Raw genomic sequence first — 23,356 nt, 5'->3', positions numbered from 1 at the left:
CGCACGCCGCCCACACCGGGCCGGACGGTTCGGGCGCACCTATACTGGCCCGGACATCAGCCGTGCCCATGCGGGTCCGGCCCCACGCGTCCGAGCGGATCCCACCGTGTCCCACATCGCCCTGCTCAGCCGCGGCGCCCGTGCCGCGGAGACCGTCCTGCCGGCGCTGCAGCTGCTGGCGCACCACGTGGTGGCCCACCCGTTCGAGGACACCTCCGCCCTGGCCGGTCCTGGCCGTCCGGACCTGGTCCTGGTGGACGGCACGGCGGACCTCGTGGCCGCGCGCAACGCCGCCCAGAGCCTGTCCGCCGCGCAGCGGCCGGTCCCGGTGCTGCTGGTGGTGACCGAGGGCGGCATGGCGGCCGTGGCGCCGTCGTGGCGGGTGGCGGACGTGGTGCTGGACACCGCGGGACCCGCGGAGGTGGAGGCGCGGGTGCGGCTCGCGAGCGCCGCGGGTGCCCCCGGGCCCGCGGAGGACGACGACGTGATCCGGGCGGGGGCCGTGAGCATCCACGAGGACTCGTACACGGTGAAGCTCGCCGGGCGCCCCCTGAACCTCACGTTCAAGGAGTTCGAGCTGCTGAAGTTCCTGGCGCAGCACGTGGGCAGGGTGTTCACCCGCCACCAGCTGCTGTCCGAGGTGTGGGGCTACGACTACTACGGTGGCACCCGCACCGTGGACGTCCACATCCGCCGGCTGCGCGCGAAACTCGGCGCGGACCACGAGCACCTCATCACCACGGTGCGTAACGTGGGGTACAGCTTCACCACGGGCAGGGAGAGCTCCCCCTGAGCCCGTGACCCGTTCCATCCGCCGCAGCACCGAGGAGGCACCCCGTGTCCGTCACCGTGACCCCGTACGACAGCATCCCCTTTCCTGAAGACCTCGTGGCGCTCGCCGGGCGCAGCCGCGAGGCGGACGGTGAGCCGCCGTTCTCCGACCAGACCCTCGTGGACATCCGCTCGGGGCGCGCGGGCGTCACGTGCGTGGTGGCCACCGAGGACGACGCCGTGGTGGGCGCCGCAGTGGTGGTTCCGCAACCGGACGCGGCCTCCACCTTCACCGTGGAGCTCACCGTGGACCCGGAGCACCGCAACCAGGGTGTGGCCACCGCCATCGCGGGGCAGCTGCGCGCCGCCGTGGACGGCACCGTGGAGGCCTGGGCGCACGGCAACCAGCCCGCCGCGCAGCGGCTCGCGGAGCTGTACACCCTCTCCCCGGTGCGCGACCTGCTGCAGCTCAGGCGCACAGTGGCGGGAGCCCAGGACATCCCGCTGGAGGTCTCCCTGCCCGAGGGTGTGCAGATCCGCCCGTTCGAGGTGGGCCGGGACGAGCAGTCCTGGCTGCGCGTGAACGCCCGCGCCTTCGCGGAGCACCCCGAGCAGGGGCACCTGGGCCTGGCAGACCTGCAGGAGCGCGAGAACGAGCCGTGGTTCGACCCGAGCGGCTTCCTGCTGGCCGTGTCCGCGCAGGACCCGGACGACGTCGTCGGCTTCCACTGGACCAAGGTGCACCCCGGCGCGGGACGGGACGGGGACCTGGGCGAGGTGTACGCCGTGGGCGTGGACCCGCAGCACCAGGGCGGCGGGCTCGGACGCGCGCTCACCGCGGCCGGGATCAACCACCTCGCGCAGCGGGGGCTGCAGGAGGTCATGCTCTACGTGGACGCGGAGAACACCGCCGCCGTGGCGCTCTACGACTCGTTGGGCTTCGAGCGCTGGCACGTGGACGTCATGTACCGCGGCTGAGCACCACTACCATCGACACGGATCCCCGCCGCGTCCACGGGCGGGGCACGAGCACGTGAGCACGGAGAGCAGACCATGGCGAAGAACACCGCACTGAGCAAGTACGACATCCTCGCCGCGGGATGCCTCTGCTGGCGCGTGGTGGAGGGCGAGCTCCAGGTGCTGGTCATCCACCGCCCCCGCTACGACGACTGGTCCTGGCCCAAGGGCAAGCAGGACGACGGCGAGACCCTCCCTGAGACCGCCGTGCGCGAGCTGCGCGAGGAGACGGGGCTGCGCGTCACGCTGGGGGTGCACCTGGGCGACTCCGAGTACAAGGTCCGGGGCCACGACAAGCTCGTGCGCTACTGGGCCGCGGAGGTGGCCCCGGGCACCCGCGCGGTCCCCGAGGACGACGAGGTGGACCGGATGGAGTGGGTCACCCCCGAGCGGGCCCGCACCATGCTCACCAACGCGGACGACCGTCCCCCGCTGGACGTGCTCACCGACCTCCACGCCCGGGCGAGCCTAGCCACCCGCCCCGTGATCGTGATCCGCCACGCGAAGGCCAAGCCCCGCTCGTCCTGGCAGCGCGCCGAGGGCGACCGTCCCCTCGCGGCCACGGGCAAGCGCCAGGCCCTCGCCGTCACCCGGCTGCTCGCGGCGTGGCACCCGGAGCGCGTGGTGACCTCCCCGTGGCTGCGCTGCATGTCCACCGTGGTGCCCTACGCCCAGAAGCACGGCGTGAAGGTCAAGGAGCGCCCGCAGCTGACCGAGGCCACCCACAAGCGCCACCCCAAGCGCGCGGCCCAGGTCACCGAGCAGCTCTTCGACACCGAGCGCCCCGTGGTGCTGTGCACGCACCGGCCGGTGCTTCCCACGGTGCTGAAGGTCCTCGCCAGGCACATGCCCGCCGGCATGGCCGGGGAGCTCCCGGACACGGACCCCTACCTGAGCCCCGGACAGATGATCGTGCTCCACATGCCGCGGGGTTCCCAGCGCTCCCGCGCCGTGGGCTTCGAGATCATCTCCCCCTTCGACGACTGAGCCCACCACCGCGCCGACGACGCCGCCCGCGCTCCCCGCCGCCGAGGCGAACCAGCGCGCAGGGCCGGCCCACGCGCTGTCTGCGCCGCGGTGACCCGGTGCCCGCGCGACACCTCGAAAGGAAGCCCATGCCCACCATCCCCACCCCGTACGAGGACCTCCTGCGGGACGTCCTGGAGAACGGGACGCCGAAGACCGACCGCACCGGGACCGGGACCCTGTCCGTGTTCGGCCGCCAGATCCGCTACGACCTCTCGGACGGCTCCTTCCCGCTGCTGACCACCAAGCGGGTGCACTTCAGGTCCGTGGCGCTGGAGCTGCTCTGGTTCCTCTCCGGCTCCTCGAACGTGCGCTGGCTGCAGGAGCGCGGCGTGAGCATCTGGGACGAGTGGGCGGACCCGGACGGCGAGCTGGGCCCGGTCTACGGCGTGCAGTGGCGCAGCTGGCCCGCGGGCCACGGGGAGAGCATCGACCAGATCGCGCGCGTGGTGGAGTCCATCCGCACCACCCCGGACTCCCGCCGGCACGTGGTCACCGCCTGGAACCCCGCGGAGGTGGACCGGATGGCGCTGCCGCCGTGCCACGCCCTGTTCCAGTTCTACGTGCAGCCGCGCGAGGACGGACCGGACGCCCTGAGCTGCCAGCTCTACCAGCGCTCCGCGGACCTGTTCCTGGGGGTGCCGTTCAACATCGCGTCCTACGCCCTGCTCACCGTGATGGTGGCCCAGCAGTGCGACCTGGTGCCCGGCGAGTTCGTGTGGACGGGAGGGGACTGCCACATCTACACGAACCACCTGGAGCAGGTGCGCACGCAGCTGGCCCGCGAGCCGTACCCCTACCCCACGCTGCGCCTCACGCGCCGCCCCGCCAGCATCTTCGACTACGAGTACGAGGACTTCGCCGTGGACGACTACCGCCACCACCCCGGCATCAAGGCTCCGGTGGCGGTGTGAGCGCGGTCGACGTGGTGGTGGGCGCCATCTGGGCCCAGACGCCGGACGGTGTGATCGGGGTGGACGGCGGGCTGCCCTGGCACCTCTCCGAGGACCTGAAGTTCTTCGCCCGCACCACGATCGGGCACCCCGTGGTCATGGGGCGGCGCACCTGGGACTCGTTCCCGGAGCGGGTGCGGCCGCTGCCCGGGCGGCAGAACATCGTGATCACCTCCCGCCCTGAGTCCGTGCCCGCGGACGGGGAGCGGGTGTGGGCCGTGGGGTCCTACGCCGAGGCCGTGGCGGTGGCGCTCGACGTGCTCGCCGCCGAGCCCGCGGCGGGGCCGGAGACCGAGCCCCGCGAGATCTGGGTGCTCGGCGGGCCGGGCGTGTGGCGCGAGGCCGCGGCCCACACTCCCCTGCCGCTCACCCGGGTCCTGGTCACCACCGTGGACCTGGACGTCACCGGCGACACCTACGCCCCCGCGCTCGACGACGCCTGGTCCCGCCGCGAGGTCGCGGACTGGACCGTGGCGGGCAACGGCACGCGGTACCGGATCGACGACCACACACTGGACCCGGGGACGGGGCAGGCCCCCGGCCCACGGGTGGTCCGGAGCGGGGACGGCACCCGGTACGAGCTGTGGCTCGAAGGACAGCAGCTCGGCTTCCTGAGCGGGGAGGTCCTCGCGGACGGCACCGTGGACCTGCAGCACACCGTGGTCTTCCCCGCCTTCGGCGGCAGGGGACACGCCCGCACCCTGGTGTCCCGAGTGCTCGACGGGTACCGCGAGCGCGGCGTGAAGGTGCGCGCCTCGTGCAGCTACGTGCGGGACTTCGTGGACCGGTTCCCCGCCTACCGGAACCTGCTGGCCACCACTCCGGACCCGCGGACCCGGGGCTGAGTCGGCCCGGGTCCGTGGCGGGCCGCTCGGTAGAGTGGGGGCATGACTTCACACCCCGCAGCCGTAGGTTTCATCGGTTGGCGCGGCATGGTGGGTTCCATACTCATGGACCGCATGCGCGCCGAGAACGACTTCGCCGGACTGGACCCGGTCTTCTTCTCCACGTCCAACGCCGGGGGCGCGGCCCCCGTGGTCGACGGCCTCGGGGACACCGGCACGCTGCAGGACGCGCACGACCTGGAGACGCTCGCCCAGCTGCCCGTCCTGGTGACCACGCAGGGCGGGGACTACACGAAGGCCGTGCACGGGGCCCTGCGGCAGCGCGGCTGGGACGGCATCTGGATCGACGCCGCCTCCACGCTGCGCATGCGGGACGACGCCGTGATCGTGCTGGACCCGGTGAACCGGGACGTGATCGACGCCGCCCTGGAGCGCGGGGTGAAGGACTTCGTGGGCGGCAACTGCACCGTCTCCTGCATGCTCATGGGTCTGGGCGGGCTGTTCCGCAACGACCTCGTGGAGTGGGCCACCTCCATGACCTACCAGGCGGCCTCCGGCGGCGGCGCGCGCCACATGCGGGAGGTGCTTCGGCAGTTCGGGGACCTCCACGCGGGCGTGGCGGACGAGCTGGCGGACCCGGCCTCCGCAATCCTGGAGATCGACCGCACCGTGCTCGCCGCGCAGCGCTCCGGCGAGCTGGACACCGAGCAGTTCGGGGTGCCCCTGGCGGGTTCGCTCATCCCCTGGATCGACGCGGACCTGGGCAGCGGGCAGTCCCGCGAGGAGTGGAAGGCACAGGCCGAGACCAACAAGATCCTGGGCCGTTCCACGGACTCCGTGGTGCCCGTGGACGGGCTGTGCGTGCGGATCGCCGCCATGCGCTCCCACTCCCAGGCGCTCACCCTCAAGTTGCGGGAGGAGATCCCCGTGGCGGAGATCGAGCGGATCCTGGACGCGGACAACGAGTGGGCCACCGTGGTGCCCAACACCAAGGAGGACTCCGTGCGGGACCTCACCCCCGTGGCGGCCTCCGGGTCCCTGCAGATCCCCGTGGGACGCATCCGGCCGCTGTCCATGGGGCCGCAGTACGTCTCCGCGTTCACCGTGGGGGACCAGCTGCTGTGGGGTGCCGCCGAACCCGTGCGGCGCATGCTGAAGATCGCCCTCGGGACGCTCTGAGCCGAGGTCGCGGGACGCCCGGTCCACCGCCGCACGCGGCACCTGCCGCCCGACGGTGGGCCGGCGGGGCACGGTACCTGGGCTGCGACCGGGCATGGAGTGCCAGGTGTCCAACCTGCCACGGTGTCTGGTCTGCAACGGTGCCTGGAGTGCGGGCGCACGGCTCCTAGCTGTACTGACCGGGGACGTTGATCGATGGGGGCCATTCAATCCGTGAGGATCAGGGACAGGCCGCGATCCAGGGCTTGTCCGATCCCCTCTCGCGCTTCTGGCGGCGCGTTGAGGTGGTCAATGGTCAGTCCGTTGACTAGGGCGGTCACGATCGGGGCAGCGGTCTGGGGGGTCAGCCCTTCACGTAGCCGGCCGTCCCTTTGCGCCCGCTCCAGCACCACTTCGATGTCGCGATGGAACTCGCTCATCACTCCCCAATAGAGCCCTGCCAGCCAGTCGCGGGTCGACGCGGCGGCGCCGTAGCTGACCCACACTGCTGCGTCTTCGCGGCAGACACCCTCCAGCGGCAGGAGTTCGCGCAGGGACCGGGCCATCGATCGGCGATAGCTGCCTTGGGCCGTGTCGGCCGCATTGATACGTTCGCGCTGCCGTTGGATCGACCGCACCAAGGCCGCGACGAGCAGGTCCTGACGCGTCTTGTAGTGGTACTGGACGGTGCCGGCCGACTGTCCGGACTCCTGGGCCACGGTCCGCACGCTGACGACGTCGAAGCCCTGCTGCGCGATGACGCGGATCGCGGCGTCGGCGATACGCACCTGGGCGGGGGTGAGCGCCTGCTTCATGGGTGATGTCGACATGTGCCCTCCTGTTCCGGGCCAGGCTATACTGACCGCGACTCATACGATCGTAAGAGAGTGGGCTGTGGTGATTGAACTGCTGGCATTGGTAGGTCTCGCCCTGCTGGACAGCACGAGCCTGGGGACCCTGATCATCCCCCTCGTTCTCGTGATCGCACGACGCCGGGTGGATGTGGCCCCCCTGGCCGTCTACCTGGGTACTGTGGTGGCCATCTACTACGCGCTGGGTGCGGCCCTGATGGCGGGCTATGACGTTCTCATCGGGCCACTGTCCCGGGCATGGTCCAGCGATGCAGGTATCTGGGTCCGGCTGGCAATCGGCGTGGTCCTGATCCTCGTGGGCGTGCTGTCGCCGACGCCTGCCCCGAGGCAGGGCCCCGTCCCTCAGCCCCGGTCGCTGTCGCTTGCCGCGATGGTCGCGCTCGGGGCGGGGGCCGCCCTCACGGAAGCCGCGACGATGCTCCCCTACCTCGCAGCGAACGGGATCATCACCGGGATGCCCATCGGCTGGCCCGTCCGGCTGCTCGTCCTCGCGGGGTACTGCCTCGTCATGATCATGCCCGCCATCGTCCTCATTGGGCTCGCTGCCACATTCGGCAACCGGGTATGGCCTCGCCTCGAGCGGCTCGTCCCTCGGCTGGAACGTGAGGCCAAGGTGAGCCTGCTGTGGGCGGCGGCGCTCGTCGGCATCTTCCTCATCAGGGGAGCCTGGTTCGCCCTGGCGAGCCGCAGCTGACGATCTGCGGCATTGACCGGCGATCGCGGCTGTGGGGCTCTCATGCGCGTCGCCACAGTCGGTTCGTAGCTGTACCTTCCAGCCCATCAACACAGATCGCCTGGCGATCGAGGAGAGATGCCCAATGCCACACCCAGACGCCGTCCTGGCTCCCCGCTACCGCCTCAAGGTCGCCCGCCTCGTTGTCGATGACGGATGGCCGATCAGTGAGGTCGCTGCCCGGTTCCAGGTGTCCTGGCCGACGGTGAAGCGTTAGGTCGACCGCTACCTGTCCGGCGAGTCGATGCAGGACCGCTCGTCACGCCCGAGGTCGTCGCCGAACAAGAACCCCGAAGGCCGTGACCAAGCGCTGTGTGAGCCTACGAATGCGGTTGCGCGAAGGCGCCCAGTTCAACTTGCAGCCCGGCTCGGCATCGCCCCGTCCACGCTCCACCGCGTCCTCACGGTCGCGCGCCTGAACCGGCTGTCCTATGTCGACCGGGCAACCGCTGAGCCGATCCGCCGGTACGAGCACCCCCACCCCGGGTCCCTTGTGCACGTAGACGTGAAGAAGCTCGGGAACATCCCCGACGGCGGCGGGTGGCGCTATGTCGGACGGCTCCAGGGAGAGCAGAACCGGGCTGCCACGCCGGGTAAGCCGGAGAGCAAGTGGCGCCACCCCAGGCTCGGGTATGCATTCGTGCACACCATCATCGACGACCACTCCCGCGTCGCGTACAGCGAGGTCCACGACGATAAGACAGCCATCACCGCCGTGGCTGTCTTGCACCGCGCTATCGAGTGGTTCGCCGAACGCGGCGTCACCGTCAAACGGGTGCTGTCGGACAACGGGGGCGCCTACCGCTCACACTTGTGGCGTGACACCTGCGATGTCCTGTCAATCACGTCGAAGAGGACACGCCCGTACCGGCCCCAGGCCAACGGCAAGGTCGAGCGCTTCCGCCGCACAATGGCAGACGAGTGGGCGTACGCCCGCTGCTACACCAGCGAGCAAGAAAGACGCGACGCCCTGGCCGGCTAACTACACCAGTACAACCACCACCGGCCCCACCGCCTGCGGCAACCAGCCACCCTTCTCACGATTGATCAACGTGTCCGGTCAGTACACCTGGCACTGGCGCCACGGCGGTCGGGCTCCCGGCCGGTGTCAGGGCTTTAGGCCGTGGTCCCGGGGGCCGGGGCGCGCATGTGCCGGGGTCCCTGCACCAGGCGGTGGGGCCTGTCCCGGGCCCTGCGGTGACGCCGCTCGGCCACCAGGTTGGACCACCACCGCCACACGCGCAGCGCCGCACGCTTGATGCGCAGGTTCAACCGGTGCGCCCACTCGAACTCGGTGCTCCACACGCCGAGCCCCAGGAAGATGAACAGCCACCCGGGCCCCGGGGTCACGAGCATCACCAGACCCGCCAGGCCCAGGACCGCGCCGAGCACGATCACGATCCCCTTGTGCAGGACCCGCAGCACGGGGTGCCTCTCGGAGACGGCGCGCAGGCGCAGCACCGCCCGGTGGACACGGCCACCCTGCTCCCCGCGCTCGATCTCCTCGTGCAGCTCGGAGCTCACCCCTACAAACCCCCGGTCACAGGCTCAGCCCCAGCAGCACGGGCTCGGGCTCCAGCGTGACCCCGAAGACCTCCTGGACGCCGCGGCGCACCGTGCGGGCCACCGCGGCCACGTCCTCCCCCGTGGCCGAGCCCCGGTTCGTCATGGCGAGCGTGTGCTTGGTGGACAGGGACGCCCGGCCGGCCGCGACGGCGTCGCCCTCCAGCCCCAGCAGCTCGTTGCTGGTGCCGGGCAGACCGAAGCCCTTGCCGAAGCCGGCGTGGTCGATGAGCCAGGCCGCCGAGAACTTCACGGCGCCGGGCACGGTGTTCCCCCGGGCGTCCAGCACCGGGTAGCGGGGGGCATCCGCCGGGATCCGGTCCGTGAGCTCGCCCTCGGGGACCACGGGGTTCGTGAAGAAGGAGCCGGTGCTGTAGGTGTCCCGGTCCTGGGGGTCCAGCACCATGCCCTTGCCCGCCCGCAGCCGCAGCACGGTGTCCCGCACGGTGGCCAGCGGGGCGCGCTGCCCGGCGTCGACGCCCAGGGCCGTGGCCAGCTGGGCGTAGCGGATGGGAATGGACTCCGCGCGGGGCTCCAGGCGGAACGTCACGGACAGCACCACGTACCGCGGGGAGCCGTGGGTGATGCTGCGCTTGAGCAGGGAGTCCCGGTAGGAGAACTCCAGCTCCTCCCAGGAGAAGACCCGCTGGCGCTCCTCGGTGCGGTCCCACACCCTCACGTCCGTGATGGTCTGGGAGACCTCCGCCCCGTACGCGCCCACGTTCTGCACGGGCGTGGCGCCGGTGGTGCCAGGGATCCCGGAGAGGGTCTCCAGACCGGAGAGGCCGCGCTCCACCGTCTCCCGCACGAGGTCGTCCCACGGGTGTCCCGCGGCCACCGCCACGAGCACCTGGCCGTCCGCGACCTCGGACACGCTCAGGCCGCGGGTGGCCACGTGGACCACGGTGGCCTCCACCGGCTGCTCCGAGGCGAGCACGTTGGAGCCGCCGCCCAGGACCAGCACCCGCTCCCCCGCCCGGTCCGCGGCGGAGACCGCGGCCACGACGTCCGCGTCGGTGGCGGCCGCCACGTAGCGCGCGGCGGGACCGCCCACGGCGGTGGTGGTGAGCTCGGACAGGCGGGGAGCGTTCATGGTGGACGAGTCTACTGGGGGAACCGCACCACGGCCTGGGCCTTGACCAGCACCTTCAGCTGCGCCGCGGACGCGCGGTCGGCGTCCGCCTCCGCGAGATCCGGTGCCGTGACCGTGAGGTCCACCCGCGCGGTGCGGGCCTCGGGGTCCACGGCCCCCACGACGCCCGTTACCGTCAGCTCGGTGCTGGGTTCCACAGCGGCGTCGAAGGCGTTGGGAACCACCACGGGCTTGGTGAACCGCGTCTGGTAGTCCACCACCGCACCGGGGTCCCCGGCCCACTCGGTCACCAGGGCCACCGCGGCGCCCATGGTGAACATGCCGTGGGCGATCACGTTCGGCAGCCCCACCGAGCGGGCGAACTCCTCGTTCCAGTGGATGGGGTTGAAGTCCCCGGACGCCCCCGCGTAGCGCACGAGGTCCGCGCGGGACACCTCCACCCGGCGCTCGCCGACCGGTGTGCCCTTCTCCAGGCTCTCGAAGTCCACGCTCACTGGTCCTCTCCTCGCACGAGCAGCGACGACACGGTGGTCGCCACCTTCTCACCGTCCACCGTGGTGACCTCCACCCGGGAGGTCACCATGGCACCCGAGCCCAGGGGCCGCACGGCGTCCACCGTGACGGCGGCCGTCAGCTCGTCCCCCGCCACCACCGGGCGGTGGTGGGTGAAACGCTGCTCGGTGTGGACCACGCGGGAGAAGTCGATGCCCGCCGCGGGGTCGGCGACCAGGGCGGCGTCGGCGCGCTGGGAGACGACGATCGCGAACGTGGGCGGTGCCACGAGGTCCGCGTGGCCGGCGGCCCGGGCGGCGGCGACGTCGTGGTGGGCGGGATCCGTGGCCTTGACGGCCGCGGCGAACTCGCGGATCTTCTCGCGACCCACCCGGTACGGGGTGATGGGCGGGTAGGTCGTGCCCACCACGGCCTGGGAAACGGACATGCTCTCCTCGATTCCTCACGGGGGTTTCCGCGGCCAGCCTAGCCGGTGCCGCCTCCGCGGGTGTCCGCCGTTGCGCCGCCCGCCGGGTCCCGGCCCTGCCACGCGGCCCACAGCCGGGCGTAGCGCCCGCCGCGGGCCACCAGCTCCTCGTGGGGCCCGCACTCGAGCACCTCGCCGCCCTCCAGCACCACCACACGGTCGCAGCGCTGGGCCTGGGAGAGCCGGTGGGCCACCACGAGGGCGGCACGCCCACGGATCGCGGCGAACGCGGTCTCCTCGAGGGTTCGCGCGTCCACGCTGCCCGCCTCCGCCGTGGCCTCGTCCAGCACCACGAGCTCCGGTTCGGCCAGCGCCATCCGCACGAGCGCCAGCTGCTGTGCGGCCGCGGGCTCCAGCCGGATCCCACCCGCACCCAGGACGGTGTCCAGGCTGCCTCCGCAGTCCTGAAGCAGCGTGTCCGCGCCGAGCTCCCGCAGAACGGCGACGAGCCGCTCGTCGTCCGCACCGGGGTCCGCGAGCAGAAGGTTCTCGCGCAGGGACGCGGAGAACACGTGGGTCTCCTGCGTCACCGTGGCGATCCGCCCGTCCGGGACCGCGGCGAGCCGACGCCCGGCCGTGGGCTGGAGCAGCCCGGCGACCACGCCGCCCAGGGTCGTCTTCCCCGACCCCGTGGCCCCCACGAGCGCCACGTGCTCCCCGGGTTGGAGCACGAGGTCCACGGCCCTGAGCACCTCGGGCCCGTCCCCGTAGCGCAGACCCACGCCCTGCAGCTGCACCGGCGGCGACGACGCCGAGTCCCGACCGGGCCCTCGTAGCGGCGCGGGGCCCCGGTGGCCCTCGGGCGACGGCGTGCGATCCAGCGGGGGCGCTCCACCCGCCCGGGAGCCTGCGGGGACGCAGGGGCGGGGTTGCCCACCCCGGGTGACTCGGCCCTCGAGCACCACGCCCACCACGCGGCCCATGGCGGAGGCGGCACTCTGCAGGTCGTCCGAGACGAAGAGCAGCTCGGAGACGGGATCCACGATCCGCAGGAACAGCAGGATCCCGGCGGTGAGCGCACCGGCGGTCGTGTCCTCGGTGGCGGCGATCCACAGGCTCACGCACAGCACCGCCGCGAGCCCCGCGCCCTCGGCAGTGGTCACGCGGGAGAGCAGGATGTTCTGCACGACCCGCGCGCGCATGGCCCACCGCACGTGCACCCAGGAGGCGTCCCGGACCCGGTGCAGCTGGCGCTGCTCCAGGTGGTACGCCCGCACGGTGCGCTCGGCACGGAAGGTGTCCAGCACGTGGCGGCCACGTTCGGCGAGGGCACGCCGCTCCGCCGCGTAGGTGCGGGGGCCGGTGCCCAGGTACCAGCGCATGGTGAGCGCCGTGAGCGGGAGGACGACCACCACGGCCAGCAGGTAGCGGGGGTCCAGTGCGCCGAGGGTCAGGGCCACGGTCACGAGGGTGAGCACCAGGGAGACCAGACGGGGCAGCACCGTGGCAGCGTTCTCGGAGAGCTCTGTGACGTCCGCGGTGGCGCGCGAGAGCACGTCCCCGCCGCCCGCCGCATCCACGCGCTGGCGCGGCATGCCCAGCACGGAGTCCACGAACTCCTCGCGCAGCAGAGCCACCGCGGGTTCCACCAGGCGGGCGGTCTGCCACCGGGCCAGCCACTGGACGCAGCCCACGAGCACCGCTGAGAGGACGAGGCCCGCCACGGCGCCCACCAGGCGGGTGGTGTCCCCGGCCACGGTGGCGTCCACGGCACGGCCCACGATCAGCGGCACCGCCAGGACGAGCAGCGCGTCCACCGCGAAGAGCACCACCACCGCGCCCAGCCGACAGCCACGGCCGCGGGCGAGCCGGCGGGTCTCGTGCAGGATCTGGCGCCCGGTGGCCACGGGCAGCAGGACGCGGTCCTGGTTCACGGCATGTGCTCCCAGCTCTCGCGCGCCACGGCGTGGAACACGGGGGACGTGGTGATCACGATCGTGGTGCGCCCGCCCCTGTGGGCCACGACCCCCGTGGCAATGCGGTGCTCGGTCACGGCGTCCACGGACGTGGTGGGCTCCTCCAGCACGAGGACCCGCGGCTCGTGGGCGAGCGCCCGCGCCAGGGCCACGCGCTGCCGCTGGCCGCCGGACAGGGCGGAGCCGCCCTCACCGGTGTCCGTGCCGTATCCCCGGGCGAGCTCGTCCGGCTCCAGACTCGCGGCGCGCAGGGCGGCGCGGGCCCGGTCCACAGCCCGTTCGTCGCTGTCCGCGAGCGCCACGTTCTCCAGGACGGTCCCGGCCATGATCTCCGGGGCACGGGGGGCCACGAGCGTGGTGCGGGACGAGAGCTCCCCCAGAACCGCGCGCAGCTGCACGGAGCCCGCGTCCGATGTGCGCACGGCGAGCATCCCGTGGGCGCCGCGGGGGTCTCGTACGGCGGCGAGCACCCGCCGCACGGCGTCGTGCTCCGCGACGGACACCGCGCCGGCGGCGGGGCGGACGACGGCGGGGGCCTCCGTCTCGCGCGCGAGGTCGAGCAGGCGCCCGGCCGCGCCCCGGCCCGTGGCCCAGAAGCTCACGAGGGCGTCCGTGACGGTGCCGAGCGGGCCGATGACGTTCACGCTCAACCCGGCCACGGTGGTCAGCGCGCCCACCGTGATCCCACCAGTGAGCGTGAGCCACGCGGCGGCGCCCACCAGCAGCGCGACGAACAGTGCGCTCACGCCCTGCACCACGCCGTCGAACACGGATTCGGTGGCCCGGGCGGCGAGGGTGACGCGCAGGGTGCGGTGGCTGTCCTGCGCGTAGCGCCGCGCGGCAACGCGCTGGGCACGCAGTCCCTGGACGGTGCCCAGGCCCTGCAGCAGGTCCGAGGCCGTGGCCGCCACGTGGCCCAGCGCATCGAGCTCCTGCTGGGTGCGCCGCTCCAGTGCCGCGCCCATGCGGTGGAGCAGCGCGAGCACCAGGGGCGCCCCCACGAACACCACGAGGGCGAGCCGCACGTCCAGCCGCCACAGGATCACGGTGGTGCTGGCCAGGGCCAGGATCTCCCCCGGGGGGTAGATCAGCACGAACAGCACACGGGCGGCCCGGGAGACGTCAGAGGTCACGCGGGAGAGAATCTCCCCGGGTAGGCGCGTGTGCTCTCCGCCCCGCAGCAGCCGCCCGGTCAGGTCCAGACCGAGGCGGTACTGGACGCGCTGCATCGCGTACCATCCCAGCCGCGTACCGAAGCGTTCGCCCACGATCTGAACGCCGTACACCACCGCGAGGACCAGCAGGAGCACGGCAAGAACTCCCGTGACGCTCTGCCACGCGGCGCCCCCGAGCACGGGCGCGAGCACACGGTCCACCGCTCGGCCCACGACCACCGGGATCAGGGTTCCCGCGAAGGCGCCGAGCGCCACCAGCAGCGAGCCGGGCAGCGCCAGCGGAAGGCCCGCCCGGACGATCCCGCGCAGCAGCTGGGACGGCGTCCGTGCGCCGTCCAGCGGCGAGCCCGTGGCGGGCGGCGGGGGCCCGGAGGCACTGAGCGGACCGCCCACGCCTGCCGCGGGCTCCGCGTCCACCGCTGAGGAGCCCGCCCGGATACGCCGGTTCACGGGGACGCGGTCGTGTGCTCGGCGAGCCGCGTCTCGTAGAGCTGTCCGCTCCAGCCCACGTTCTCCCGCGCCACCACCTCGTGGCCGCTCTCATGCAGCAGCTCGCGGAACTGTCCGTCCGTGCGGACGCCACCCCCGGTGAGGGCGAAGTCGAGCAGATTGTGCTCGAGGTCGTGCTCCTCCACGCCCACCGGGTCCAGCACCTCGTCCATGACGAACAGGCCCCGGGAGGGACGCAGCGCACCCAGCAGGGCTCTGGCCTGCGGGTCCGGCCACTGGCCGAGCTCCATGGCCAGGATGGCGACGTCGTACTCCCCGCCCCCTGCCCCGCCGACGGCTGCATCCCCCTCCACACCGGGCAGCGGCGCGTGCTCGATCCGGGGGTTCTCCCCGTGTCGCCGGCGCACCGAGGCCAGCTGCTCGGGGCGCCCCAGGATGCTCACGCGCAGGTCCGGGTTCTCCCGCACGAAGAGCTCCGCGAGCGCACCCGCGGCGGGGCCGGCCACGGCCAGACGGCGCGCCGAGGCCAGTGGCAGCATGCCGGCGAGCGTGGCCCCGTAGAAGTCCGCGAACTCCTCGGCGTCCGAGCTGCGCGCGTCCACAAGGTCGGGGCGGGAGGCCAGCTCCTCGGACGACCGGGCACGGGCGGAACGGGCATGCGCACCGCCGCGGACCGCGGCGATCAGGGACAGCCCTGCCGTGATCTCCCGCCACGCCTCGTACCCGTTCAGGTCCAGGACGTCGTGGACGTAGTCGTCCTGCAGCTCCCGGCCCAGCTCCGTGAGCTCGTACCGCACGGGGGCCTGCTCCGCACGCAGGACGTCCTGGGTCACCAGGTACGGCAGCAGCCGCTCCAGTCCGGCCACGGGAACACCCACGGCGCCGGCCAGGGCCGCGGCCGTGAGGGGCTCATCGGCCAGGGCGTCCGGGATGCCCAGGGTCACGGCCGTGCGCACGGCGAAGGCGGGCAGGATTCCCGCGAGGGACTCGAGACGCTCGTGAAGGTCTTCTCCGGCCTCGTCCCGGGGCAGCTCCGGATCTTCCGCAGACGCCTCCGCGGGCTTGCACTTCCAGTACCCGGTGACATCCAGCTGCTCGCGCCCGAGTCCCTTCTCGTTGCGCAGCCAGCGGCGGATGGGGGTGAGCGTGGTGGCCTCGCCCGCGACCCACGCGAAGGCCTTGCCGGGCCACCACTCGGTGCCCGTGATCGCGTCGAGCAGCAGCGTGGTGGTTCCGGGCTCCGCGCCCTCGCGGCTGAGCCAGGTCAGCTCCACGCCCTCCGGGACCGTGAGGTCCTGGCGGTGGGAGTCCTCGGCCACCTCGACGAACACCTTCCCGCGCTCCCCCTCCGGCCACTCCTCCAGCCACCGCCCGATGGCGGGCAGCGCGGTCTCGTCCCCCGCCACCAGGGTCCAGTCCGCCCCCAGAGGGTGGGAGCTGGAGGACTTGGGACCCGCAATGGGGATCCGTTGGCCCGCGGTGGCCCGCCGCGCCCACGTGGTGGCCATGCCCACGCCGTGCACCACGAAGTCCACGTCCAGCTCGCCGGCCAGCGGATCCCAGCGGCGCACCGTGTAGGTGCGGGGCACCAGCCGTTCGTCCCGCGGCCAGATGACGGTGCCGTCCGCCTGCTCGGGCCTCAGGGGCTCGGCCAGGGAGGGGTGCGTGAGGAAGAGCTTGAACTCGTCGTCGAAGCCGTCCGAGCGGAACGCGTGGACGGGCATCCCGTTGGGCGCGGTGTGGGCCCCCAGCCCCTCACCGCCCAGCGTGACCCGGCGCATTCCGGGGGTCACGTCCTGGACGCGCAGCACCTCCAGCTCACGCACCGTGATGGGGTAGATCTCCGTTCGCCGCATGCTCTGTGCCATGCTCACTCCTCTCCGCCGCGCACCCGCTGGTGCCCGGCGACGTCGTTGTCGGGCCGTTGGTCGCTTGTGGCCTCGTCGGGCGGGAGCGGGAAGACGGCCGGTGTGCCCGCCACCGGGTCCGGGAGCACGGCGCAGCGCATGCCGAAGACCTCCTCGACCAGCTCCGCGGTGAGCACCTCGCGGGGGTGGCCGGTGGCCACCACCCGACCCTCCTTCATGACCACCAGGTTGTCCGCGTAGCGGGCGGCCTGGTTGAGGTCGTGCAGCACGGCCACAAGCGTGCGACCCCGCCGGTGCAGAGCGCGAAAGAGCTCCAGCAGCTCGTACTGGTGGCTGATGTCCAGGAAAGTGGTGGGCTCGTCCAGCAGCAGGATGTCGGTGCGCTGCGCGAGCAGCATGGCCACCCACACCCGCTGCCGTTGCCCGCCCGAGAGCTCGTCCACGAGCCGCCCGGACAGCTCGGACGTGCGGGTCTGCTCCATGGCCTCCACCACGGCCTGCCGGTCCTCGGTGCTCCACTGCCGGAAGATGCCCTGGTGCGGGAAGCGGCCGCGGGCCACGAGGTCCGCCACGCGGATGCCCTCGGGCGCCAAGGAGGTCTGTGGCAGCAGACCCATGCGGCGGGCGATCTCCTTGGAGCCGTAGGAGCGGATGTTCCTCCCGTCCAGCAGCACCGCACCGGACCCCGGCGCGAGGACGCGCGCCACCGCCCGCAGCAGCGTGGATTTCCCGCACGCGTTGGGGCCGATGATGGCCGTGAACGAGTTCTCGGGCACGCTCACGCTGAGGTTCTCGCTGATCACCCGGCGGTCGTAGCCGATGGTCGCACCCTCGACCGCCACCGGTGTGGCCGTGGAGGGTGTCACGTGTGTCGTCGTCACGCTCGTCCCGCCTTTCTCGTCTCTCGGATCAGCAGCACCACGAAGTAGGCACCGCCCACGCACACGGTCACCAGCCCCACGGGCACGGGCCGGCCGTGTGTGGCGCACAGCACGGACAGGCCCTGCGCCAGGGTGAGCAGCAGTGCACCCATTGCCGCGGCGGAGCCCAGTCCCACCCCCGCCGATCCCGTGGCCCGGCGTGCCAGCTGCGGAGCCGCGAGCGCCACGAAACCGATGGGGCCGGCGGCAGCCGTGACCACGGCCGTGGTGGCCACCCCCACCACCATCAGCGCGAGCCTGCGGGGGGTGACGGACACGCCGTGGGAGACGGCGGCGTCGTCGCCCAGCTCCAGCTGCCGCAGGGACGGCGCGAGCGCGGTGGCGCACACGGCGATCACCAGGGCGAGCACCATGGCCGGCACCATGCTCGCCCAGCTCGTGCGGGAGAGCGTGCCCGCGGACCAGAACCCCACGGCCATCGCGTCGTCCAGGTCCGCGCGGGACATCAGGTAGGAGTTCACGGAGCCCAGCAGGGACGCGATGCCGATGCCCACGATGATGAGCCGGAACCCCTGCATGCCCCGGCGGTATGCGAGCGCGTAGACCAGGGCCGCGACCACCAGGCCTCCCGCCACGGATGCCACCGCGATGCTCCAGTAGTCGGACGTGCCCACCACGAGCATCAGGACCAGCACGGCCGAGTAGGACCCGGCGTCGAAGCCGATGATGTCCGGGGAGCCCAGGGGGTTGCGCGTGAGGGACTGGAAGATGGCCCCGCCCAGACCCAGGAGTCCCCCGAACACGAGGGCCGCGAGAGCCGTGGGGAGGCGCCACTCCAGCACGATCACGCGGTTGAAGGGCTCGCCCGCCCCCACGAGGGCCTGGAGGACCTCACCGGGGGTGAGGGTGAAGTCGCCGGTGGTCATGAGCATGACCACCGTGCACAGGGCCACCAGGAGCAGGGCCGCGGTCACGACCACCACGCGCAGACTGAGCCGCAGGCCAGTGGTCGGTCCCGCGAGCTCGAGAGTGGGTGTCCCGAAGTCGATGCCCGGTGCGTTGCTCACAGTCCGCTCGCCCGCTTCCTACGCACGAGTGCGATCAGGACCGGCGCGCCCACCACCGCCGTGACGAGACCCGCCTCGATCTCACTGGGCGGAGTGAGGACACGGCCCAGGACGTCCGCGAGCAGCACGAGGACGGGGCCCGCCAGGAGGCAGTACCCCAGCACCCAGCGCTGGTCCGGTCCGGTGAACCAGCGCACCACGTGCGGGACCATGAGACCCACAAAGGCGATGCCGCCCGTGAGCGCGGTGCCGCCACCGGCCAGGAGGGTGACGGCGACCAGGCCGAGCACCCGGGTGCGTGCCACGTTCGATCCCAGCGCGGTGGCGAACTCGTCGCCGAGGGCCAGGGCGTTCAGCGAGGGCGCGATCACGAGCACGAGGACCAGCGCCACCAGCAGGTACGGCACCAGCAGGGCGACACCCGAGAAGTCCACCACGGCCACGGTGCCGAGACCCCAGCTGCGCAGGGCGCGGAACGTCTCCGGGTCCAGCAGCTCCACGGCCGCCCCGACCCCGCCGAACAGGGCACCGAGGGCCACACCCGCGAGCACGAGGGTCACGGGTGAGGCCTGCCCCCTGCCTCCCCCTCCCACCAGGTACACGCACACCGTGGCCAGCAGTGCGCCGCCGAACGCGAGCCACATGACGCTGTGGCCCCCGGTGGCCCCGAACAGGCCCACGCCCAGAGTCACCGCCAGGCCCGACCCGGCGTTGACCCCCAGGATCCCCGGGTCCGCCAGCGGGTTGCGCGTGAGGGCCTGGATGAGGCCGCCCGCCAGCGCGAACGCGACCCCGCTGACCACCGCGAGCACCGTTCGCGGCACGCGCAGCGTCCACACGATGAGCGAGGTCTCCGAGCCGTCCCGGTGCAGCAGGGCGTCCACCGTCTCCGGCAGCGACCGCATGTTGCTGCCCACCAGCAGGCTCAGCGTGGCGGCCCCGACGAGGGCCGCGAGCAGCAGCAGGAGACCCCAGACCCTGCGGGAGCGGAAGACATCCGGCGCGGCGGTGCCCGCTTTGGCGGACGCGGCTGCCGTGGTGGTGCCGGTGAGCATGGACACGGCCGTCACTTCTGGACAGCCTCGGAGAGGTAGGGAGCCAGCTCCTGGGCGGCCCACTGCTCGGCGAGAGGACCGGACTCGCTCAGTGCCCACGCGAAGTTGCCGTCGTGCGTGCTGCCGTTGACCGTGTAGGAGTCGACGCCGTTCTGGTACACGACGGTCCGGCCGTCCTGGACCACGGGAAGGTTCTTGAACAGCTGCAGGTCCGTGATCGTGCGCAGAGTGGACTTCTCGCCCGCCTGACGCGCCGAGTTGTCCGCCAGGAGCATCACGTCCGCGTCCAGCAGGGGCAGCTGCTCGTTGCTGACCTTCTGGTCGTCCGCGAACTTCTCCCCGTTCGGGTTCTTCTCGAACCCCATGTCAAAGAAGATGCGCTCCGAGTTGCTGCCGGCGGCGTTGTTGAAGTTCAACCCGTTCTCGGTGTCGTAGTAGACCCCGTACGTCACGGTTCTGCCCGTGAACTCGGGATGTGCCGCGCGCAGGGACGCCAGCTGCTCGTCGTGCTCCGTGATCTTCCGCTCCGCGGCGGAACGCAGGTCCAATGCCTCGCCCACGCGCAGCATCCGGTCCCTCCAGGTCTCTCCCTGGTCCTCCCTGCCACCGGAGCCTCCCACGGAGACCACCGGGGCGATGGACTTCAGGCGGTCGTACTGGGCCTTGTCCGTGTTGAACGTCGCCACGATCACGTCAGGGCGTGAGGCCGCCACTGCCTCGTAGGGCGGCTCGCCCCAGGGGACTTCCTGGAGGGTCTCCACCTTCTGGGGAAAGGCGTTCTTCATCCACACCATGTCGTAGACGTCGTCCGGCGCGAACACCGGGATCGTGCCCAGCATGGAGAGGTACTCGGAGTCGTAGTCCGCGGTGAGCACGGCCACCCGCTCCGGGCGCTTCTCCAGCGTGGTCTCGCCCCAGGGGGACCCCAGCGTCAGCGGGTACTGCGTGGTCCCCTCCGCCTGCGGCAGCAACGAGGACGCCGACTCCGACGCCGAGGAGTCCGCCGTCCCGGAGCCGCTGTCCGAGGACCCGCACCCTCCGAGCACGAGGGCCAGGGTGATGCCCGAAGCGACCGCTGGCACGAGCCGACGCCGGAACGAGGTGTTCTGCATGACAGCACAACCTTTCTTGTGGTGCGGGCCGGGGTCCGGAAGACGCCCCGCGGGAGAACAGCAGGCGCGGCGCCACTGCCGCGGGCAGCCTGCCTCGAACACCTCTGCCGTGGTCACGGGCCGGCTGACATTGCGGGGGCACTACTTCTGGAGGGCCTCGGAGAGGTAGGGAGCGAGCTGCTCCGCGGCCCAGGCCTGGGCGAGCGGGCCGCTGTGGGCCATGGCGAAGGCCACGTTCCCCTCGTGGGTCTTGCCGTCCACCGTGTAGCTGTCCTTGTGGTTGCTCAGGTACACCACCCGGCCGTTCTTGACCACCGGCAGGTTCTTGAAGAGCTGCAGGTCCGTGACGGTGTTCAGCGAGGACGAGCTCTCGCCGCTCTGGGACACGGAGTTGTCCGACATGAGCATCACGTCCGCGTCCAGCAGCCCCAGCTGCTCGTTGCTGACCGTGGGGTCCTGCACGAACTTCTCCGAGTTCGGGTTCTTCGCGAAGCCCATGGCGGAGAACACCTGCTCGGAGGTGTCCCCGGTGGAGTTCATGAACGACACGTCCTCGGTGCCGTAGTAGACGGGGTAGCTGATGGTCTTGCCCTCGAACTCGGGGTGGTCCTCCCGAACCGCGGCGAGACGCTGGTCGTAGTTCTGGATCTCACGCTCTGCCGCCGACTTCAAGTCCAGGGCCTCACCCACCCGGGTCAGCCGGTCCTGCCACGTCTCGTCCGGGTCCTCCGTCCCGTCCTTGCCGCCCACGGAGACCACCGGGGCGATCTTCCTCAGGCGGTCGTACTGCTCCTTGTCCGCGAACGCGGTGGCCACGATGACATCCGGCCTGCTCGCGGCAATGGCCTCGTAGGGGGGTTCGTCCCCCGATGCCTTCTTGAGGTTCTCCACCTTCTGCGGGAACGCGTTGTTCATCCACACGTTGCTCATGACGTCCTCGGGGGCGAACACGGGAGTGGCCTTGAGCATCGAGAGGTACTCCGGATCGAAGTCCGAGGTGACCACCGCGATGCGCTCCGGACGCTTGTCCAGCGTGGTCTCACCCCACGGGGACGTCAGCACCAGCGGATACTGCGTCGCCCCCTCCGCCTGCGGCAGCAACGACGACGCCTGCGAGGCACTGGAGCCCTCGGCCCCGCCCGCGGAGTCCGACCCCGGAGCGCCACAGCCTCCCAGGACGAGTGCGAGGGCCAGCGCCGAGGCGGCGCCGGGGACGAACCGGCGTGAGACGGACGAGATCTGCATGACGGCAATGCCTTCCTGTGGCACGAGCGGCTTGGACGGGTCGGCACGCGATCCCCAGGCCGAACGGCCTACGCATGCGCCCACAGTTCGAAAAGGTTAGCCTTACCTAATTGCAGGCACCCTCCAGAAAGCGACATCAGGTGACCGAAAACCGACAGAACGCCACGGGTGACACTCCCCCGGAAACGATGGCGTCCCCGGGGGAGGAGAGCGCGGAAGGGTGGGGCGGCCGTCCCGCCCTGGGGGTTCCCACCATCACGGTTCCCGCACGGCTCCACGGAGACTGCCACCTGCTGCTGTGGCAGCTCCACGGCCGGACGGACGTGCACCTCGCCTCTGGTCCGAGGGTCCTGCCCGGCGGCCACGCCTGCTGGATCCCGGCGGGCGTCCAGCACCGGCTGCACGTGGCCGCGGACTCCGTGGTGTTTCCGCTGTTCCTGCGCCTCGAGCTGGGGGCCTCCGGGCTGCCCCCCGGGGCGGTCCTGCGCATCCCACGCGCGCAGACGCTGCTGCTCATGGCGCTGCTGCAGCAGCAGTACGGTGATGCGCTCTCCGCCACGGTGGATCTGGAGGCCCGGGTGGCCGCACTCGTCGCCGGGCTCGAGCCCGCAGCGCGCCCACCCGCTCCCCGCTCCGCCGAGGCGCAGACCGTGGCCGCGGCCTTCCTGGAGGACCTCTCCGACACCCGAAGCATCGCGGAGGTCGTCGCGGCCAACTACTCGGTGCACCGCACCGTGCAGCGGCAGTTCCTGGCCGAGACGGGCATGACGCCGCACCAGTGGCGCACGCGGCTGCGCCTCGCGGAGGCACTGGACCTGCTGCGGATGGGGGCCTCAGTGACCGACACGGCCCGTCGGTGCGGCTACACCAGTGCGTCCGCGTTCCGCAGGGCCTTCACCTCCCGTTACGGCGCCCCACCCGGCAGATACGCGAAGACGGGAACGGAAAAGGCGCCGCTCCCCGGAGGGAACGGCGCCTGAACGGTAGCGGTGGACGGGCTCGATCCGTCGACCTCACGATTATGAGTCGTGCGCTCTAACCAGCTGAGCTACACCGCCACATCATGGATGAAACCCGCGGTTCACAAGGTTCCGCAGGTTGTCATCATGAGAGCCCCGACCGGGAATCGATCCCGGGACCTCCATCTTACCAAGATGGCGCTCTACCACTGAGCTATCGGGGCAACGCGGAATACTCTAACAGCATTGCCGCGCCCTGCACAAAACGGCTCCGCGCTCCGGAACCCCGGGACGGGCCGGGAAATCCGGGCGCGGGCGGCGTCGTCGTCCTGCGGCGGCGGATGCTGTGAAGTGGAGCAAATGCACCCCGCGGCCCCGAAATCTGCACTTGCGGAGCAAACGCAGCATGTCCCGACAGCGAGGCCACCCCACCACCAGCCCCGGAACCGCAAGCGGCCCCCATCCCCGTGGTGGGGTGGGGGCCGCTCAGCGGGGAGTCCGGTCAGCGCCCGGAGTGGCCGCCGTTGAACTTGTCGTAGCTCTTCCTGCGGGGGCGGTCCTGGTAGGAGGACCCGCCACCTCGGGGCCGTCCGCCACCACGGTCATCTCGGTAGCCAC

21 protein-coding genes, 2 tRNA genes and 1 pseudogene are annotated in these 23,356 nt (G+C 71.9%); 9 read left to right on the top strand and 15 right to left on the bottom strand.

The features are described 5' to 3' along the window. Nucleotides 1-106 precede the first annotated feature (106 nt). The 6 genes from Q4A22_RS11580 to asd all read left to right on the top strand — a co-directional run bounded on the left by Q4A22_RS11580 (nt 107) and on the right by asd (nt 5,791). The gene (locus Q4A22_RS11580) at nt 107-793 is read left to right on the top strand and encodes a response regulator transcription factor (protein WP_303179646.1); all 687 of its coding nucleotides are present in this window, start codon (nt 107-109) and stop codon (nt 791-793) included. Between the two features lie 44 nt (nt 794-837). Then, nucleotides 838-1,749, top strand: a complete 912-nt coding sequence (gene mshD, locus Q4A22_RS11575) for a mycothiol synthase (RefSeq protein ID WP_303179644.1) — start codon at nt 838-840, stop codon at nt 1,747-1,749. Nucleotides 1,750-1,824: 75 nt separating this feature from the next. Then, complete coding sequence (locus Q4A22_RS11570; RefSeq protein WP_303179642.1) at nt 1,825-2,775, top strand: NUDIX hydrolase; 951 nt, start codon at nt 1,825-1,827, stop codon at nt 2,773-2,775. A gap of 128 nt (nt 2,776-2,903) precedes the next feature. After that, nucleotides 2,904-3,728, top strand: a complete 825-nt coding sequence (locus tag Q4A22_RS11565) for a thymidylate synthase (RefSeq protein WP_303179640.1) — start codon at nt 2,904-2,906, stop codon at nt 3,726-3,728. After that, nucleotides 3,725-4,612, top strand: coding sequence for a dihydrofolate reductase (locus Q4A22_RS11560; protein ID WP_303179639.1), 888 nt, complete (start codon nt 3,725-3,727; stop codon nt 4,610-4,612). The genes Q4A22_RS11565 and Q4A22_RS11560 overlap by 4 nt, the downstream gene beginning before the upstream one ends. A gap of 42 nt (nt 4,613-4,654) precedes the next feature. Beyond that, the gene (gene asd, locus Q4A22_RS11555; protein WP_303179638.1) at nt 4,655-5,791 is read left to right on the top strand and encodes an aspartate-semialdehyde dehydrogenase; all 1,137 of its coding nucleotides are present in this window, start codon (nt 4,655-4,657) and stop codon (nt 5,789-5,791) included. Nucleotides 5,792-5,997: 206 nt separating this feature from the next. On the opposite strand, the gene Q4A22_RS11550 is transcribed toward asd, so the two are convergent. Next, nucleotides 5,998-6,600: a TetR/AcrR family transcriptional regulator gene (locus Q4A22_RS11550; protein ID WP_303179637.1), complete on the bottom strand. Its 603-nt coding sequence runs from the start codon at nt 6,598-6,600 to the stop codon at nt 5,998-6,000. Between the two features lie 67 nt (nt 6,601-6,667). On the opposite strand from Q4A22_RS11550, the gene Q4A22_RS11545 reads away from it, so the two are divergent. After that, the gene (locus tag Q4A22_RS11545; protein ID WP_303179636.1) at nt 6,668-7,336 is read left to right on the top strand and encodes a GAP family protein; all 669 of its coding nucleotides are present in this window, start codon (nt 6,668-6,670) and stop codon (nt 7,334-7,336) included. 124 nt (nt 7,337-7,460) lie between these two features. Further along, a pseudogene (locus tag Q4A22_RS11540) lies at nt 7,461-8,442 on the top strand (IS481 family transposase); the annotation flags it as partial. Nucleotides 8,443-8,491: 49 nt separating this feature from the next. Here the strand turns inward: Q4A22_RS11540 and Q4A22_RS11535 are convergent. The 12 genes from Q4A22_RS11535 to Q4A22_RS11480 form a co-directional block, all read right to left on the bottom strand. Continuing rightward, nucleotides 8,492-8,899, bottom strand: a complete 408-nt coding sequence (locus tag Q4A22_RS11535) for a PGPGW domain-containing protein (RefSeq protein ID WP_303179635.1) — start codon at nt 8,897-8,899, stop codon at nt 8,492-8,494. 16 nt (nt 8,900-8,915) lie between these two features. Continuing rightward, nucleotides 8,916-10,031 carry a UDP-N-acetylmuramate dehydrogenase gene (locus Q4A22_RS11530; RefSeq protein WP_303179634.1) on the bottom strand — a complete coding sequence of 372 codons (1,116 nt, stop codon included), beginning with the start codon at nt 10,029-10,031 and terminating at the stop codon, nt 8,916-8,918. Between the two features lie 11 nt (nt 10,032-10,042). Then, nucleotides 10,043-10,525, bottom strand: coding sequence for a MaoC/PaaZ C-terminal domain-containing protein (locus Q4A22_RS11525; RefSeq protein WP_303179632.1), 483 nt, complete (start codon nt 10,523-10,525; stop codon nt 10,043-10,045). Next, nucleotides 10,522-10,971: a MaoC family dehydratase N-terminal domain-containing protein gene (locus Q4A22_RS11520; RefSeq protein WP_303179630.1), complete on the bottom strand. Its 450-nt coding sequence runs from the start codon at nt 10,969-10,971 to the stop codon at nt 10,522-10,524. The genes Q4A22_RS11525 and Q4A22_RS11520 overlap by 4 nt, the downstream gene beginning before the upstream one ends. Nucleotides 10,972-11,009: 38 nt before the next feature. Further along, on the bottom strand, nt 11,010-12,884 hold the full coding sequence (locus tag Q4A22_RS11515; protein WP_303179629.1) for an ABC transporter ATP-binding protein: 1,875 nt from the start codon (nt 12,882-12,884) through the stop codon (nt 11,010-11,012). Beyond that, nucleotides 12,881-14,551, bottom strand: coding sequence for an ABC transporter ATP-binding protein (locus Q4A22_RS11510; RefSeq protein ID WP_303179627.1), 1,671 nt, complete (start codon nt 14,549-14,551; stop codon nt 12,881-12,883). The genes Q4A22_RS11515 and Q4A22_RS11510 overlap by 4 nt, the downstream gene beginning before the upstream one ends. Beyond that, nucleotides 14,548-16,419 carry a siderophore-interacting protein gene (locus tag Q4A22_RS11505; protein WP_303179626.1) on the bottom strand — a complete coding sequence of 624 codons (1,872 nt, stop codon included), beginning with the start codon at nt 16,417-16,419 and terminating at the stop codon, nt 14,548-14,550. Before Q4A22_RS11505 ends, Q4A22_RS11510 begins: the two co-directional genes overlap by 4 nt. A 2-nt stretch (nt 16,420-16,421) precedes the next feature. Beyond that, complete coding sequence (locus Q4A22_RS11500) at nt 16,422-17,300, bottom strand: ABC transporter ATP-binding protein (protein WP_303179624.1); 879 nt, start codon at nt 17,298-17,300, stop codon at nt 16,422-16,424. Then, the gene (locus Q4A22_RS11495) at nt 17,297-18,367 is read right to left on the bottom strand and encodes an iron chelate uptake ABC transporter family permease subunit (RefSeq protein WP_303179622.1); all 1,071 of its coding nucleotides are present in this window, start codon (nt 18,365-18,367) and stop codon (nt 17,297-17,299) included. The genes Q4A22_RS11500 and Q4A22_RS11495 overlap by 4 nt, the downstream gene beginning before the upstream one ends. Beyond that, nucleotides 18,364-19,437, bottom strand: a complete 1,074-nt coding sequence (locus tag Q4A22_RS11490) for an iron ABC transporter permease (RefSeq protein WP_303179620.1) — start codon at nt 19,435-19,437, stop codon at nt 18,364-18,366. The genes Q4A22_RS11495 and Q4A22_RS11490 overlap by 4 nt, the downstream gene beginning before the upstream one ends. Then, nucleotides 19,434-20,534, bottom strand: coding sequence for an ABC transporter substrate-binding protein (locus tag Q4A22_RS11485; RefSeq protein WP_303179618.1), 1,101 nt, complete (start codon nt 20,532-20,534; stop codon nt 19,434-19,436). Before Q4A22_RS11485 ends, Q4A22_RS11490 begins: the two co-directional genes overlap by 4 nt. A gap of 141 nt (nt 20,535-20,675) precedes the next feature. Beyond that, a complete protein-coding gene (locus Q4A22_RS11480; RefSeq protein WP_303179616.1) occupies nt 20,676-21,779 on the bottom strand; it encodes an ABC transporter substrate-binding protein in 1,104 nt (367 codons plus the stop codon). A gap of 140 nt (nt 21,780-21,919) precedes the next feature. Between Q4A22_RS11480 and Q4A22_RS11475 the strand changes: the two genes are divergently transcribed. Further along, nucleotides 21,920-22,759, top strand: a complete 840-nt coding sequence (locus tag Q4A22_RS11475) for an AraC family transcriptional regulator (protein WP_303179613.1) — start codon at nt 21,920-21,922, stop codon at nt 22,757-22,759. A gap of 4 nt (nt 22,760-22,763) precedes the next feature. On the opposite strand, the gene Q4A22_RS11470 is transcribed toward Q4A22_RS11475, so the two are convergent. Both Q4A22_RS11470 and Q4A22_RS11465 read right to left on the bottom strand, forming a co-directional pair. After that, nucleotides 22,764-22,837 (bottom strand) — tRNA-Met (locus Q4A22_RS11470). Nucleotides 22,838-22,890: 53 nt separating this feature from the next. Continuing rightward, a tRNA-Thr gene (locus Q4A22_RS11465) sits at nt 22,891-22,962 on the bottom strand. Nucleotides 22,963-23,356 lie beyond the last annotated feature (394 nt).

It is taken from the genome of Kocuria sp. (genome assembly GCF_030530945.1).
Lineage (GTDB): Bacteria > Actinomycetota > Actinomycetes > Actinomycetales > Micrococcaceae > Kocuria.
Note: the sequence above shows the minus strand (reverse complement) of the source record. Positions and strands in the feature narration are given on the sequence as shown.